This is a genomic window from Cognatishimia sp. MH4019, from assembly GCF_020177595.1.
Lineage (GTDB): Bacteria > Pseudomonadota > Alphaproteobacteria > Rhodobacterales > Rhodobacteraceae > JAHTBL01.
The window spans coordinates 268,904-282,625 of sequence record NZ_JAHTBL010000002.1 but is presented as its reverse complement, the minus strand read 5'-3'; the positions used below and the strand labels follow the sequence as shown (position 1 = coordinate 282,625).

The 13,722-nt window shown below is 60.9% G+C and carries 11 protein-coding genes; 9 read left to right on the top strand and 2 right to left on the bottom strand.

Features of this window, described 5'->3' with window-relative positions; genetic code table 11:
- Positions 1–50 precede the first annotated feature (50 nt).
- Genes KUW67_RS04630 through KUW67_RS04615 form a run of 4 tightly spaced genes read left to right on the top strand, consistent with a single transcriptional unit; the run spans position 51 to position 3,975 of the window.
- Positions 51–1,469, top strand: coding sequence for a circularly permuted type 2 ATP-grasp protein (locus KUW67_RS04630; RefSeq protein ID WP_224824110.1), 1,419 nt, complete (start codon positions 51–53; stop codon positions 1,467–1,469).
- A gap of 4 nt (positions 1,470–1,473) precedes the next feature.
- Positions 1,474–2,415, top strand: coding sequence for an alpha-E domain-containing protein (locus tag KUW67_RS04625; protein ID WP_224824109.1), 942 nt, complete (start codon positions 1,474–1,476; stop codon positions 2,413–2,415).
- Between the two features lie 2 nt (positions 2,416–2,417).
- Positions 2,418–3,218, top strand: coding sequence for a transglutaminase family protein (locus KUW67_RS04620; protein ID WP_224824108.1), 801 nt, complete (start codon positions 2,418–2,420; stop codon positions 3,216–3,218).
- Between the two features lie 43 nt (positions 3,219–3,261).
- Positions 3,262–3,975 carry a peptidase gene (locus KUW67_RS04615; protein WP_255596698.1) on the top strand — a complete coding sequence of 238 codons (714 nt, stop codon included), beginning with the start codon at positions 3,262–3,264 and terminating at the stop codon, positions 3,973–3,975.
- Here the strand turns inward: KUW67_RS04615 and KUW67_RS04610 are convergent.
- Entirely contained in the window at positions 3,972–4,844 is an 873-nt protein-coding gene (locus tag KUW67_RS04610; RefSeq protein WP_224824106.1) for a LysR family transcriptional regulator, read from the bottom strand. The genes KUW67_RS04615 and KUW67_RS04610 overlap by 4 nt on opposite strands.
- 104 nt (positions 4,845–4,948) lie before the next feature.
- Here KUW67_RS04610 and KUW67_RS04605 point away from each other — a divergent pair, with 104 nt between their 5' ends.
- The 3 genes from KUW67_RS04605 to KUW67_RS04595 are packed head-to-tail and all read left to right on the top strand — an operon-like array spanning position 4,949 to position 9,885.
- The gene (locus KUW67_RS04605; RefSeq protein ID WP_224824105.1) at positions 4,949–6,508 is read left to right on the top strand and encodes a proton-conducting transporter membrane subunit; all 1,560 of its coding nucleotides are present in this window, start codon (positions 4,949–4,951) and stop codon (positions 6,506–6,508) included.
- A 15-nt stretch (positions 6,509–6,523) separates the two neighbouring features.
- On the top strand, positions 6,524–8,908 hold the full coding sequence (locus KUW67_RS04600; RefSeq protein ID WP_370634901.1) for a YbcC family protein: 2,385 nt from the start codon (positions 6,524–6,526) through the stop codon (positions 8,906–8,908).
- A gap of 50 nt (positions 8,909–8,958) precedes the next feature.
- Complete coding sequence (locus KUW67_RS04595) at positions 8,959–9,885, top strand: carbohydrate kinase (RefSeq protein WP_224824104.1); 927 nt, start codon at positions 8,959–8,961, stop codon at positions 9,883–9,885.
- 66 nt (positions 9,886–9,951) lie between these two features.
- On the opposite strand, the gene KUW67_RS04590 is transcribed toward KUW67_RS04595, so the two are convergent.
- Positions 9,952–11,172, bottom strand: a complete 1,221-nt coding sequence (locus KUW67_RS04590) for a Coenzyme F420 hydrogenase/dehydrogenase, beta subunit C-terminal domain (RefSeq protein ID WP_224824103.1) — start codon at positions 11,170–11,172, stop codon at positions 9,952–9,954.
- Between the two features lie 146 nt (positions 11,173–11,318).
- Between KUW67_RS04590 and KUW67_RS04585 the strand changes: the two genes are divergently transcribed.
- Together KUW67_RS04585 and KUW67_RS04580 are read left to right on the top strand one after the other, a co-directional pair.
- Entirely contained in the window at positions 11,319–12,809 is a 1,491-nt protein-coding gene (locus KUW67_RS04585) for a SulP family inorganic anion transporter (protein ID WP_224824102.1), read from the top strand.
- 12 nt (positions 12,810–12,821) lie between these two features.
- Positions 12,822–13,667 (top strand): universal stress protein, encoded by an 846-nt coding sequence (locus tag KUW67_RS04580; RefSeq protein ID WP_224824101.1) that lies wholly within the window; start codon positions 12,822–12,824, stop codon positions 13,665–13,667.
- The last annotated feature ends 55 nt before the right edge of the window (positions 13,668–13,722 follow it).

The window sequence follows — 13,722 nt, the reverse complement described above, 5'->3', positions numbered from 1 at the left end:
CACTGCAATTGCGTTGATGTTTCTTAACCAAAAGGTGCAAGCTACTCTTTATGCAAAACTACTTTGATGAGATGAATGGGGCGGGAGACACAGTGCGTCCGCCCTACACGCAATTCGACAATTGGTTTAAAGCAGAGGATCTGGCGGGATTGCGGGCCAAGCAACGCGAGGCCGAAGAAGTGTTCCGCCTGATGGGCATTACCTTCAACGTCTATGGCCGCCATGAGGCCGAAGAACGGTTGATCCCCTTCGACATTATTCCCCGCATCATCGCGGCGCGCGAATGGCAAAAACTGTCGCGCGGGATTGAACAGCGGGTGCGGGCGATCAACGCGTTCCTGCACGATATCTACCATCGTCAGGAAATCATCCGCGCGGGCCGTATCCCGAAGGAGATGATCGCCCAGAACGAGGCCTACCTGCCTCAGATGATCGGCGTCACGCCGCCCGGTGGTATCTACACGCATATCGTCGGCACCGATCTGGTGCGCACCGGGGATGACGAATTTTTTGTGCTGGAAGATAATGCCCGCACCCCGTCCGGTGTCAGCTACATGCTGGAGAACCGCGAGACGATGCTGCAGATGTTCCCGGAGCTTTTCAGCCAGAACAAAGTGCGCGCCGTGTCGGGCTATCCGCGAGCGCTGCAACGCTCGCTTGCGGCCTGCGCGCCTCCGAATTGCAGCGGGCCGCCCCGTGTGGCGGTGCTGACGCCGGGCATTCATAACTCGGCCTATTACGAGCATTCGTTTCTGGCTGACAAAATGGGTGTCGAACTGGTCGAGGGGCATGACTTGCGCGTTGTGGATGGCCGTATCGCGATGCGCACCACCCAAGGTTACGAGCCGATTGATGTGCTTTATCGCCGGGTCGATGACGACTTCCTTGATCCGCTGACCTTCAACCCCGACAGCGCGCTGGGTGTGCCGGGCATTATGGATGTCTACCGGGCGGGTGGCATCACGATTGCCAATGCACCCGGCACCGGGATCGCGGATGACAAAGCGATTTACAGCTACATTCCCGAGATTGTGGAGTTCTACACGGGTGAAAAAGCGATCCTGAAGAACGTGCCGACATGGCGCTGTTCGGACCCGGATGCGCTGGCCCATGTGCTCGATAACCTGAGCGAGTTGGTCGTCAAAGAGGTGCATGGCTCGGGCGGCTACGGGATGCTGATCGGGCCAACAGCCACCAAGAAAGACCTGCGCGCGTTCGAAAAGAAGCTGCGCGCGAAGCCGGACAATTACATCGCCCAGCCAACGCTGGCGCTGTCCACCGTCCCGATTTTCACCCGCGAGGGGTTGGCCCCACGCCACGTGGATTTGCGGCCGTTCGTGCTGGTCTCCCCGGACAAGATCGACATCACGCCCGGTGGTCTGACCCGTGTTGCGCTGCAAAAGGGATCGCTGGTCGTGAATTCATCCCAAGGCGGCGGCACCAAGGACACTTGGGTGCTGGAGGACTGATGCGATGCTAGGCAAAACCGCAAATGGCCTCTTCTGGATGTTCCGCCTGTTGGAGCGATCCGAGAACACCGCCCGCATGATCGAGACCGGCCAGCGCATCGCGCTGACCCGCGCGGAAGCAAGCGACGACGAATGGGCATCGATTCTGCAAGCCGCCGCCGTCAGCCAAGGCTATCACGCGAAATTCGACGAGGTGAGCCGCGACAAGGCCATCGACTGGATGTTGCGCGACAAGGATAACCCGTCCTCTGTGCGCTCGGTCATCGGAACCGCCCGCAACAATGCGCGGATGGTGCGCACAGCGCTGACCAACGAAGTGTGGGAGGCTGTGAACTCGTGCTACATCCGCCTCAACGAAGTGTTGGCGCGCAAGGTCTCGGAACGGGACCTGCCAAAAGCGCTTGAGATCATCCGTCAGCGCAGTGCGTTTGTGCGTGGCGCGACCCACGGCACGATGATGCGCAATGATGTCTACGATTTCGCCCGGTTGGGGACGTTCATCGAGCGCGCCGACAACACGGCGCGTATTCTGGACGTGAAGTATTACGTGCTTCTGCCCTCTGCCATGGCGGTGGGATCCAGCCTCGATAACGTCCAATGGGAGACGATCCTGCGGTCTGTCAGTGCGCAGGGTGGCTACCGGATGACCCATGGACATAAGGTAAACCCGCGCGCGATTGCGCAGTTTTTGATCCTTGATCCCCGCATGCCGCGCAGCCTGTTCTTCTGCACTGGCAAGCTGCGGGATAATCTGGGGTATCTGGCCTCGGATTACGGAACCAAGATGCCCAGCCACCAGATGGCCGATGATCTGTGTCGCCGGTTCATGTCGCACGACATTGAGGCGATTTTCGACTATGGTTTGCACGAATACATTCAGGACGTGGTTGGTACGTTGGGCAGCGTCAGCCGCCAGATCGAAATAGATTACAGGTTCTATGAATAGCCATGCGTCTGAAAATTACCCACACAACCCGCTATGATTATGACAGCCCCGTGCCGTTTGGTTTGCAGCAACTGCGCACCACGCCGAAATCCACGCGCGCGCAATCGGTGCTGCAGTGGCAAACCAGTGTCGAGGGCGGTGCAAAGCAGCTGAGTTTTGAAGATTTTCATCGCAACACCACAGAGCTTGTGAGCTTTGATCCGGGCACGACGGGCCTTGTGATCCGCTCTGAGGGCGAGGTGGAGATGACCGACACCGCCGGGATCGTCGGGCCGCATCAGGGGTTCACCCCGCTCTGGCTGTTTTTGCGCAGCACCGATCAGACGCGGATTGGGGCAGGCGTGCGCCAGATCGCCAAAGCGGCGGAAGGGGAAACCGATCTGGAGCGGTTGCACGATCTGTCGGCGCGGATTCGCGAGGCGGTCACCTATCAGGTTGGCGCGTCCGAACCCACCTGGACCGCCGAGGAGGCGATCACCGCCGGGCAAGGCGTCTGTGCGGATCACACCCATATCTTTGTGGCCTGCGCCCGGCATCTTGGATTCCCGGCGCGCTATGTGTCGGGTTATCTGATGATGAACGACCGTGTTGATCAGGACGCTACGCATGCCTGGGCGGAAGCTCATGTGGAGGGGCTGGGCTGGGTCGGTTTTGACATTTCCAACGCCATCTCCCCGGATATGCGGTATGTGCGCGTGGCGACCGGCCTCGACTATCCCGAAGCGGCCCCTATTTCGGGACGACACTACGGCAGTGCTGGCGAAACGCTTTCAGTGTCGCTAGAGGTGATGCAGCAACAGTAATAGCGCTGAGGGTCGTGGTAGGACAATGACATATTGCGTCGGCATGAAGCTCAATCGTGGGCTTGTGTTCATGTCCGACACCCGCACCAACGCGGGCGTCGACAATATCTCGACCTTCAACAAGATGCAGACTTGGGAAGTGCCGGGCGAGCGCGTCATCACCCTGATGAGCGCGGGCAATCTGGCGACCACGCAAGCCGTGACCAGCCTGCTGGAAGAACGCAACAAGGCCCCTGATGATCGCGCGCCGTCGCTGCTGACCGTGCCGTCGATGTTCCGGGCCGCGCAGCATATCGCAGATCTGTTGCATGAGGAGATTTCCGCCCATGCGGTTGGCGGTCAGCAAGCCGACAGCACGTTTGATGCGACACTGATGCTGGGCGGTCAGATCGCAGGCAGCGCGCCGCGCTTGTTCCTGATCTACCCAGAGGGCAATTTCATTGAGGCTGGGGAAGATACCCCGTTCTTCCAGATCGGAGAGACCAAGTATGGCCGCCCGATCCTTGTGCGCGCTTATGATCCCGATATGGGCTTTGAAGCGGCGGTCAAGCTGATGATGGTCAGCTTTGACTCCACGATCAAAGCGAACCTGTCCGTGGGCGCCCCGCTGGATTTGCAGATCTATGAAGAAGGCGCATTGACGCTTGGTCCGCGCCGCCGGATTGAGGCGGATGATCCCTATTTCCAGACGATTTCCAACGGCTGGGGCGACGCGTTGAAGCTGGCCTTTGATAGCCTGCCGGATTTCGAGTTCTAGAGCGTTTCCAGCAAATCCTGCAGCAGCGGATTGGGAAAGCGGCGCTCAAGCCGGACGGCAAAGAATGCTTCGGCAATACCCAGATCGAAGGGGCTTTCGGCCAGCAGACCGCTGGCCAGCTCGTCGCGCACAACGATAGGCGGAACAAGGGCGAGGCCTACGTTTTCGCGCGCCAGCAGGCGGAGCATCGCCATATCGTCGACCTCGGCCGCGATCTGTGGTTGCAGGCCAAGCCGGTCGGTCAAGGCGTCAAAGCCCGTGCGAATGCTGCTTTCGCGGTTGGGAAGCAGGACGGGCTGGCGGGACAGTAAATCACGAAGGTCTTGCGCGTTTTCCAGCCGTTCCGGTGCGCCGACAAGGCTGACGGGTTGCTCGTCCAGCCGGTTCACCACGAACTTTGTCAGCGCGTCCGCCGGGGGGGCCTGATTGAGCAGGATGATATCCAGATTGAGGCTCTCCAGCCCACGCATCAGCGCTGACGCTGTGCCAGAGCGCAGGATCACGTCGACATCCTCGCGCCCCAGCAGAGGCCGCAAGAACCCGATCTGGAAGTTACGCGACAGCGTCGCAAGCGCCCCGATGCGCAGCGCTTTGCGTGCAGCCCCCGTCTGGTTGAGCGTGCCCAGAAGCTCGGCCCCGGTCGCGAAGATCGTGTCCGCATGATCGAGGGCGATGCGCCCCGCCTCTGTCAGATGCAGAGCGCGGCCACGGCGTTCGAACAGCGCATGGCCCAACCGTTCTTCCAGCGTTTTGATCTGGGTGGAGAGCGCGGATTGCGACAGGTTCAACCGCTCGGCGGTGCGCGTAAGATTGCCATCATGGGCCACGGCCCAGAAATAGCGCAGGTGGTTATAGTTCATCTGATCCATACATCTAAAATATAGAACGATTACTCAAAAACAATGTATTTAACCTATGAGGGTGCGACATTTAGGTAGTCTCCAATCAAGATGACTTTCAGGAGCCACCCCCGATGTATCTGTCTTTGCTACCCATTCTCGCGTCGCTGGCCTTATTCGCCGCTGCGATTTTCGCATTTCGGACCCCCGGCTTGCGCCCCGCAGGCGTGCCGCGCGTGGCCGAGTTGGCAACGCTCGTCGCCCTTGGCCTGTCGGTTCTCAGCGCGTTTGTTCTTTACACGCACGGGCCGTCCACAAGCCCGCTGATCGGGATCGCGGGCCTTGGGATTGCGGCCAAGCTGGACATCGTGAGTGTGACGCTTCTGACGCTGGTGTCGTTCGTGGGCTGGGTCGTGGTGCGCTTTTCGGCGACTTATATGGACGGCGAAGATCGGCAGGGCAGCTTTACCGGCTGGCTTTGCATGACGCTGGGCACGGTGCTGTTGCTGGTACAATCGGGCAATATCGGCGGGCTTGTGATCGCGTGGGTCGCGACCAGCTATTTTCTTCACAAGCTGCTGCTCTTTTATCCTGAGCGCCCCGGCGCGATCCGTGCCGCGAAAAAGAAATACATCACAGCGCGGATTGGCGACGTCGCCTTGATCGTGGCAGCGATCCTTTTGATTGCGACCTTCGGCACCGGCGACATTGCAACGATCCTGACCGAAGCACGGACGGCCGATGCATCCGCTGCATCGCTGAGCGCGGCTGGCCTGATCGCCATTGCGGCACTGCTGAAATCGGCGCAGTTCCCGACCCACGGATGGCTCACCGAAGTGATGGAGGCGCCGACCCCGGTGTCCGCCCTGCTGCACGCAGGCGTCATCAATGCCGGCGGCTTCCTGTTGATCCGGTTTGCCGATGTGATGCTGATGGCACCAGGGATCATGGCGCTATTGGTCATGGTAGGCGGCTTCACAGCGCTTTTTGGCGGCCTTGTGATGCTGACGCAGTCGGCGGTGAAAACCTCGCTCGCGTGGTCCACGGTTGCGCAGATGGGCTTTATGATCCTGCAATGCGGCTTGGCTTTGTTCTCGCTGGCGCTGCTGCACATCGTGGCGCACTCGCTTTACAAAGCGCATGCGTTCATGGCGTCGGGGAGCGCTGTTCAAGGCGTTGCCTCGATCCGGCGGCCTGGCCCTGTGGCGATCCCGAATGGCAAAGCCGTGCTGCGCGCGTTCATTGCGGCACTGGCAATCTATGGCCTGATCGGGTTGGTCTTCGGCTTTGACGGCAAATCCCCGCAAGCCATCGCATTGGGTGCGATCCTGATCTTCGGTGTCGCGTATCTGCTGGCCCAAGGTCTGGCCGATGCCGCCCCGCGCGCTTTGACACTGCGCACCGCGACCGCCGCTACCATCGCCTCGGTCAGCTATTTTGCACTACAGCGCGGGGCCGAGTGGATCACCTCGGGCACTTTGCCTGCAACTCCGGCCCCCGGACCGCTGGAATGGGCGTTGATCGTGCTGGCGCTGATCAGCTTCGGTCTGGTCGCGATTGCGCAAGCCATGTTTCCGCTCTGGGCAAGCCACCCGGCGGCGTCGGGGCTGCGCGTTCACCTGTCGAACGGGCTTTATGCCAACGCGGTCTTTGACCGTCTCGTCGCAGGCTGGCGCTTGCGGAAGACCACTTAAGGAAAGGCCCGGATAATGCTTATGAAACAGGATACAATGATGATCACCGATGCTCCTCTGGGTCAGGCCGCCGATGCAGCGACCCGCCAAATCCCACCTCTTTGGCCCTTGGCCACCAGCGTTGCGGTAAATCCGTTCCTCGGTCAGACAGGCGAGAGCCTTGCCATGACCGCCGCCCGGCTAGAGCGTGCCGCAGGCATTCGCGTGACGCTGCCCCGGCAGGATTATCTGGCGAAGATCCGCGCTGGCGAGATCACCGATGCGGACATGCAACTGGCGCTGGATGCGTTTGACGGCGACAAGCCTGCCACACCCGCGGCGCTGCGCAAAGCCGCGGCCCGGCCGCAGCCGGAGCCGAAAGCGCTGCCGACGATTGCAGAGCTGGTGCAGGACGTCACCGGCACCAACTGGCCCGAGATTGTGGCTGACCGGATGGGTGTCTGGGCGGCAGGCTATTTCGACGAAGGTCAGGCGCTGTGGCCTGTTGCCAAGCGTAGCGGTGCGTTTGAAGCATGGCATGCGTTTGCTCGCCGCGACCTGACGCCCGAAATCCTTGGCCTCGCCAATTTCGCGATGACGGTCGAGACGACGTCGCGCACCGCATCCTCGGCTTTGGAAAGTGCCGCGCTGACCATCGGCTTGTCGCCCGTTGCTGCGGAAAGCTATTTCCACCGGCTGATGACAGACCTGTCGGGCTGGGGTCAGGTCGCGCGGTTCAAGCTGTTTGAGGCCGAGCTGAAAGATGGTGACGATACCACCGCGACGGATCTGCTGACCGCACGGATGCTGTGGGAAGCCGCGCTTTACATGCAGCACAAAGACCAGATCGAAGAGAAGTGGGTCGAGGTCATCTCGGCTCACGAGACGCCGATTGCACCGACTGAGGACCATATCATCGACGTTCTCTTGCAATCCGCTGCCGACCGCGCCGCAGAGCGGAATCTAGTCGCCAAGTTCGCCCAAGGCGCGCTGAGCAAGGGCACTGAGCGGCCCGCTTTGCAAGCGGCGTTTTGCATTGATGTGCGGTCGGAAGTATTCCGGCGTGCGCTAGAAAGCGTCGATACCGGGATCGAGACCATTGGCTTTGCGGGCTTCTTCGGTCTTGGCGTGCAGCACCATAGCTTCGCGTCGGACGTCGCCGAAAACCGCTTGCCGGTTCTGCTGAACCCCGGCGTGAACACGGTCACGACCGACCCTTCGGACACCGATATGTCGACCCGCCTTGCCGCCCGCGCCGTGCGCGCCTGGGGCCGGTTCAAGCTGGCCGCCGTATCCTCATTCGCCTTTGTGGAGGCGGCAGGTCCCATCTATGCGGGAAAACTCGTGCGCGATACTTTGGGGCTGTCGTCCCACGCCAAATCCGCCGACCCCGCTCCGTCTTTTGACGCAGCGATGGACCTGCCGACCAGGATCGCGACGGCCAAAGCCGTGCTGGGTGCGATGTCGATGACCGAGAACCTCGGCAAGATTGTCTTGCTGGCAGGGCACGGCGCGAATGTCACCAACAACCCTCATGAAAGTGCGCTGCATTGCGGGGCCTGCGGTGGGCATTCCGGCGAGGTAAACGCGCGGCTTCTGGCGATTTTGCTGAACGATGCAGAGGTGCGCGCGGGCGTGGCTGAGGAAGGTCTGACGATCCCGGAGGACACGGTGTTTGTCGCGGGGCTGCATGACACGACGACGGATGCGGTGACGCTGTATGACGGCGATTTGCCGGCTGAAGCGGACTTGACGCAGCTGCGGAGCTGGCTGGCCTCTGCGGCACGGATTGCCCGTCAGGAACGGGCCGGACGTTTGCCGCGCGCGACAGATGGTAACGATCTGATCGAGCGGAGCCGCAACTGGGCCGAGCTGCGTCCCGAATGGGGTCTGGCAGGCTGTAGCGCGTTTATCGCGGCGCCCCGGCACCATTCGGCCAATCGCGATCTGGGCGGGCGGTCGTTCCTGCACAGCTATGATTGGCAGAAGGACGAGGGCTTTGGCGTGCTGGAGCTGATCCTGACCGCACCAGTGGTCGTCGCAAGCTGGATCAGCCTGCAATATTATGGTTCCACCGTGGCCCCTGAGGCGTTTGGCGGTGGCAATAAGGTGCTGCACAATGTTGTGGGCGGAATCGGCGTGGTTGAAGGCAACGGCGGGCGGTTGCGCGGCGGTTTGCCCATGCAATCGGTCCATGACGGTGAACAAATCATGCATGATCCGCTGAGGTTGTCTGTGGTCATTGAGGCGCCAGTGGATGCGATCAACGATATCCTTGCCAAGCATGCGGGCGTGAAGGAGCTGTTCGACAACGGTTGGCTGACGCTGATGGTGATGAACGCCGATGGTCAGATTGCGCAGCGCTATGAGGGCGATTTGACCTGGTCCGAGATCATCGTGCCGGAGGCAATGGCGGCTTGATCTTAAAGGTTGGTTAGCGCTAACTCCGATCCGAGATGGAGGAGGCGCTGATGATCGCTGTCGGTGGAGAGAACCTGATTGATTTCGTGCAGACGGCGGGCGAGGGCTTGCCGTCTTACACTGCCAACCCCGGCGGCTCGCCCTACAACTGCGCAATTGCCTTGGCGCGGCAGGGCGCTGAGGTGGGATATATGACACCGGTTTCCACGGATGCTTTGGGCGGTTTGCTGGCTGGACGGCTAGAGGCCGACGGCGTCGCGCTTTTGGCGGGGCGGAGCGAGAAGCCGACGTCGCTGGCCGTGGTCTCGCTAGAAGACGGTATCCCGACCTATGCATTTCATCGGTCTGGAACAGCAGAGCGGCAGGTGGATTTAGCCTTGTTAGAGGCGATGACGCCGGATGGTCTGGATGTGTTCCACGTGGGTGGTCTGGCGGTCGCAGATGGGGCCGATGCCGATGCGTGGCAGGCCTATTTCAGCGCTTGTGCCGCGCGCGGAGTTTGCACGTCGCTGGACCCGAATGTGCGGGCGTCTTTGATCGCGGATCGCGCGGGGTACATGGCGCGGATGGAGCGGTTGTTGGCCAGCGCCCACGTGCTGAAGTTGAGCGATGAGGATTTGCTGTGGATGTATCCTGAAGCTGATCTGGACGCTGCGATTGATGTGTTGCGCGGGAAAACAGGGGCCGCGTTGGTCGTGGTCACTTTGGGACCGGATGGGGCCATTGGTTTTGCGGGTAGTCACCGCGTTGCAATCCCTGCGGCCCCGGTAGAGTCGTTGATTGATACGGTCGGCGCGGGTGACACGTTTATGGCAACGCTTCTGGCGCAGATTTCGCGGGAGGGGATGTTGGGTTCGGACGCGTTGGGCGCGATGTCGACGGATGACTTGGAGCGGCTGTTGAAGACGGCGTCACAGGCGGCGGCGATCAATTGCACACGGTCGGGGTGTAATCCGCCGTTTCTATCTGAACTTTAAGGTTTTGCGCTTTGGCTTCGCCAAATCGCGGTGCCTCCGGCGGGAGTATTTATGCAAAGATGAAACCTAGTGCGTCTCGTCCTTTTCGGGGGTGAGGTCGTAGGGTTTGGCAAGGGCCCAGACATGGGCGGGGATCATCCATTTCATCTTTTTGGGCTGTTCGCGGCGCAGGTGGAGGACGGATTCGACGGCTTTCATTTCGACGCGGGCGCGCGCGAATTCGAGGCCGCGGGGGCCGATTTTTGGCATCAGCCACGCGACGATGGGACGGACCCAATCGGGCATTTTGCGCAAGGGGAGACCTCCGGCAGCGCGGGCGGTGTTTTCCTTGAAGCCTTTGACGGCCCCAGCGCGTTTGCCTTTGCTGCCGGGTTGGGAGAGACGGACTTCATCGCCGAGGCGGTTGAGGAGTTCTTGACCGCGGTCGTTGCGCACGATCAGCCATTGCTCGCCCTCGCCGCCCATATAGCCGACGGTGATGTCGGCGAGGCTGTTTGTGTAGTCGACGCAGGTGCGGCAGGTCAGCGGGAAGAAATCGGGAGCAAGGTTTGAGAGGGGCAGTTTGAGGAACGGGATCGTTTTCTGGGTGCCGTCGGTGAAGCGGAGTTCCACGTGATAATCGGCGCGGAATTCGAGGTAGGTGATGCTGTCGGGATCATCCGACAGCCGACCGAGGAAGTCGTGGAAGTTCTCGGTTGTGGTGTTGTCGGAGCAAGGCGTACCGATCACGTAGAGACGGTCGAGGTTGAGTTGCTTCTCGATCCGGCGCAGCGCGTAGACCTGACAGGGGATGCCGATGATGGCGAGGCGTTTGTGGCCTGCCTCAGCCGCGGGTTCCAGCAGGGAGAGCAGCGGTGCGTAACCCATGCGCATGCCACGGACCTGCGCCATCTGGGCGGGGTCGGTCACGATGACAGGCATGGGTTTCCATTTGTTATCAGGGTCAGGCGCCATGGTGAGGACGGCATCGACGGCACCATCTTCGAGAAGCTTTTGAGCGATGCGGGTGGTCAGGCCTGTCCACTGTGCGCCTTCCAGCGGCTCTTTAAGGGCGGCGCGATACATCTTGCGGTAAGGGCCGAAGAAGCGTTCATCGGTGTCTGGGGTGCGCTGGCGGCCTTGAACGCGGGCCTCCATCGTGGGGTAGTCGGGGCGGATAAACTGGCAGGCTTGCCCGCATTCACCCGCCATTTTCGTGCGCGACAGGCCACAATCGGTACAGAGCGACCGAGGGGCTGCCTCACTGGGCGTGGGCGCGTAGAGCTGAGGCGGGGCGATGTCCTTCATCCGTCCAGTTTACGCTCTGCGCATAACGAGTGTCTAGCGAAGTTGACAGTGCCAATGTCGCAGCCTGCTTTTTTGAACCGCAAGGGCTAGCCATGGCGCCGATCCCCCGTTAAGCCGCGCGCAACCCCCCATAAGGACAGAGTTTCATGTTCGCATCCTACACCGCCAATCTGCGTCAGGACTGGCTGGGCAATATCCGCCCCGATCTGCTGGCAGGCCTTGTTGTGGCCTTGGCCCTGATCCCAGAGGCGATTGCCTTTTCGATCATCGCGGGCGTGGACCCAAAAGTCGGGCTTTATGCGTCGTTCTCCATCGCGGTGATCACGGCGATTGTGGGCGGGCGGCCCGGCATGATCTCAGCCGCCACAGCGGCAACAGCCGTGCTGATGGTGACGCTGGTGAAGGACCATGGGTTGCAATACTTGCTGGCCGCGTCGGTTCTGGCGGGGGTTTTGCAGATTGGTGCGGGGCTTTTGAAGCTGGGCTCGGTCATGCGGTTCGTGTCGAAATCGGTGATGACAGGGTTCGTGAACGCGCTGGCGATCCTGATCTTCATGGCGCAACTGCCGGAACTGATCGGGGTGCCGTGGCTGACCTATGTGATGGTCGCGGGCGGTTTGGCGATCATCTACCTGTTTCCCTATGTGACAACGGCGATCCCGTCTCCGCTGGTTTGCATCATCGTGCTGACGTCGCTGGCGCTTTTCATGGGGATGGACCTGCGGACAGTGGGCGACATGGGCGAGTTGCCCTCGACCCTACCGATCTTCCTGATCCCTGACATTCCGCTGAACCTTGAGACCTTGCAGATTATTCTGCCCTATTCGGCGGCGATTGCGGTGGTGGGCCTGTTGGAGAGCCTGATGACGGCCACACTGGTTGACGATCTCACGGACACATCCTCGGACAAAAACCGCGAATGCATCGGGCAAGGCGTGGCGAACACGGCGACCGGCTTTATCGGCGGCATGGCGGGCTGTGCCATGATCGGGCAGTCGATGATTAACGTGAAATCCGGCGGACGCGGGCGCTTGTCATGCTTTGCGGCAGGGGTGTTCCTGCTGTTCCTGATCGTGGTGCTGGGCGATATCGTGTCGCTGATCCCGATGGCCGCGTTGGTGGCGATCATGATCATGGTGTCGATCGGGACATTCTCGTGGTCGTCGATCAAGGACCTGCGGGAGCACCCGCGCTCATCCTCGGTGGTGATGCTGGCGACCGTTGCTGTCACGGTCTACACCCATAATCTTGCGATTGGCGTGCTGACCGGCGTGCTGCTGTCGGGCATCTTCTTTGCAGGCAAGATCGCGCAGATTTTCCGCGTCACCTCCAAGCTGTCCGAGGATCGCCGCCACCGGACCTATACGGTCGAGGGGCAGGTGTTCTTTGCCTCCTCCGATGCCTTCACGGCTGCGTTTGATTTCCACGAGGCGCTGGAAAAGGTCACGATTGATGTGAGCCGCGCGCATATCTGGGATATCTCGTCGGTTGCGGCGCTGGACATGGTCGTGCTCAAGTTCCGCAGGGATGGCGCCGAGGTTGAGGTGGTCGGGCTGAACGAGGCATCGGAGACCATCGTGGACAGGCTGGGTGTCGCGGATAAGCCGGGCGCTATGGACGACCTTCTGGGTCACTGAGGGAGAACCGCTATGTCAAAAATCGTCGCTTTGGTGGATGGCTCCCCGTATTCGGCAACCGTGTGCGAGGCTGCGGCCTGGATCGCGAAACGCAAAGGCGCGTCGGTGGTGATTGCGCATATTTTGGGTCCGCGTCAGACCGGAACGTCGGATCTGTCGGGCAATATCGGGCTGGGCGCGCGAACCAAGCTGATGGACGAGCTGGCCACGCTGGATGCAGAGCGCGCGAAACTGGCGCAAAAGCGCGGGCGGGCCATTCTGGAGGACGCCGAAGCGATCCTGAAGGACGCGGGCGTTCCGGTGGAAACGGAGTTGCGCAACGGCGATCTGATTGAGGAATTGCACCGTCTGGAAGATGGCGCTGATCTGGTCATCGTCGGTAAACGCGGCGAGGCTGCGGATTATGCCAAGATGCATCTGGGGTCGAACCTTGAGCGGGTCGTGCGGTCGGTCACGAAACCGATTTTGGTGGCCTCGCAAGTGTTTAAACCGGTCGAGACGATCATGGTCGCGTTTGACGGTGGGAATTCCGCGTTGAAGGCGGTGGACCATCTGGCGCGCTCAGACGTTTTTGGCGGGCTGAAATGCCATTTGCTGTTCGTCGGGGCCGAGACCGAAGACAGCCGCCGTGCCATCGAAGGGGCGTCCGCGCTGCTGAAAGGTGCGGGCTATGAGGTCAGTCATGAAATTACCAGTGGCACACCGGATGAGGTGATTGCAGATCGCCTGTTGGCGGGCGAGGCCGAGATGATGGTGATGGGGGCTTATGGGCATTCGCGTATTCGGAACCTCATTATCGGGTCGACGACGACCGAGATGATCCGGTCGTGCCGCGTGCCTTTGTTGTTGTTCCGTTAGGGGCTCTGCCCCCGCAGCTTTGCTGCCCCCCCCGAGGTATTTTTTGCACAAAAGA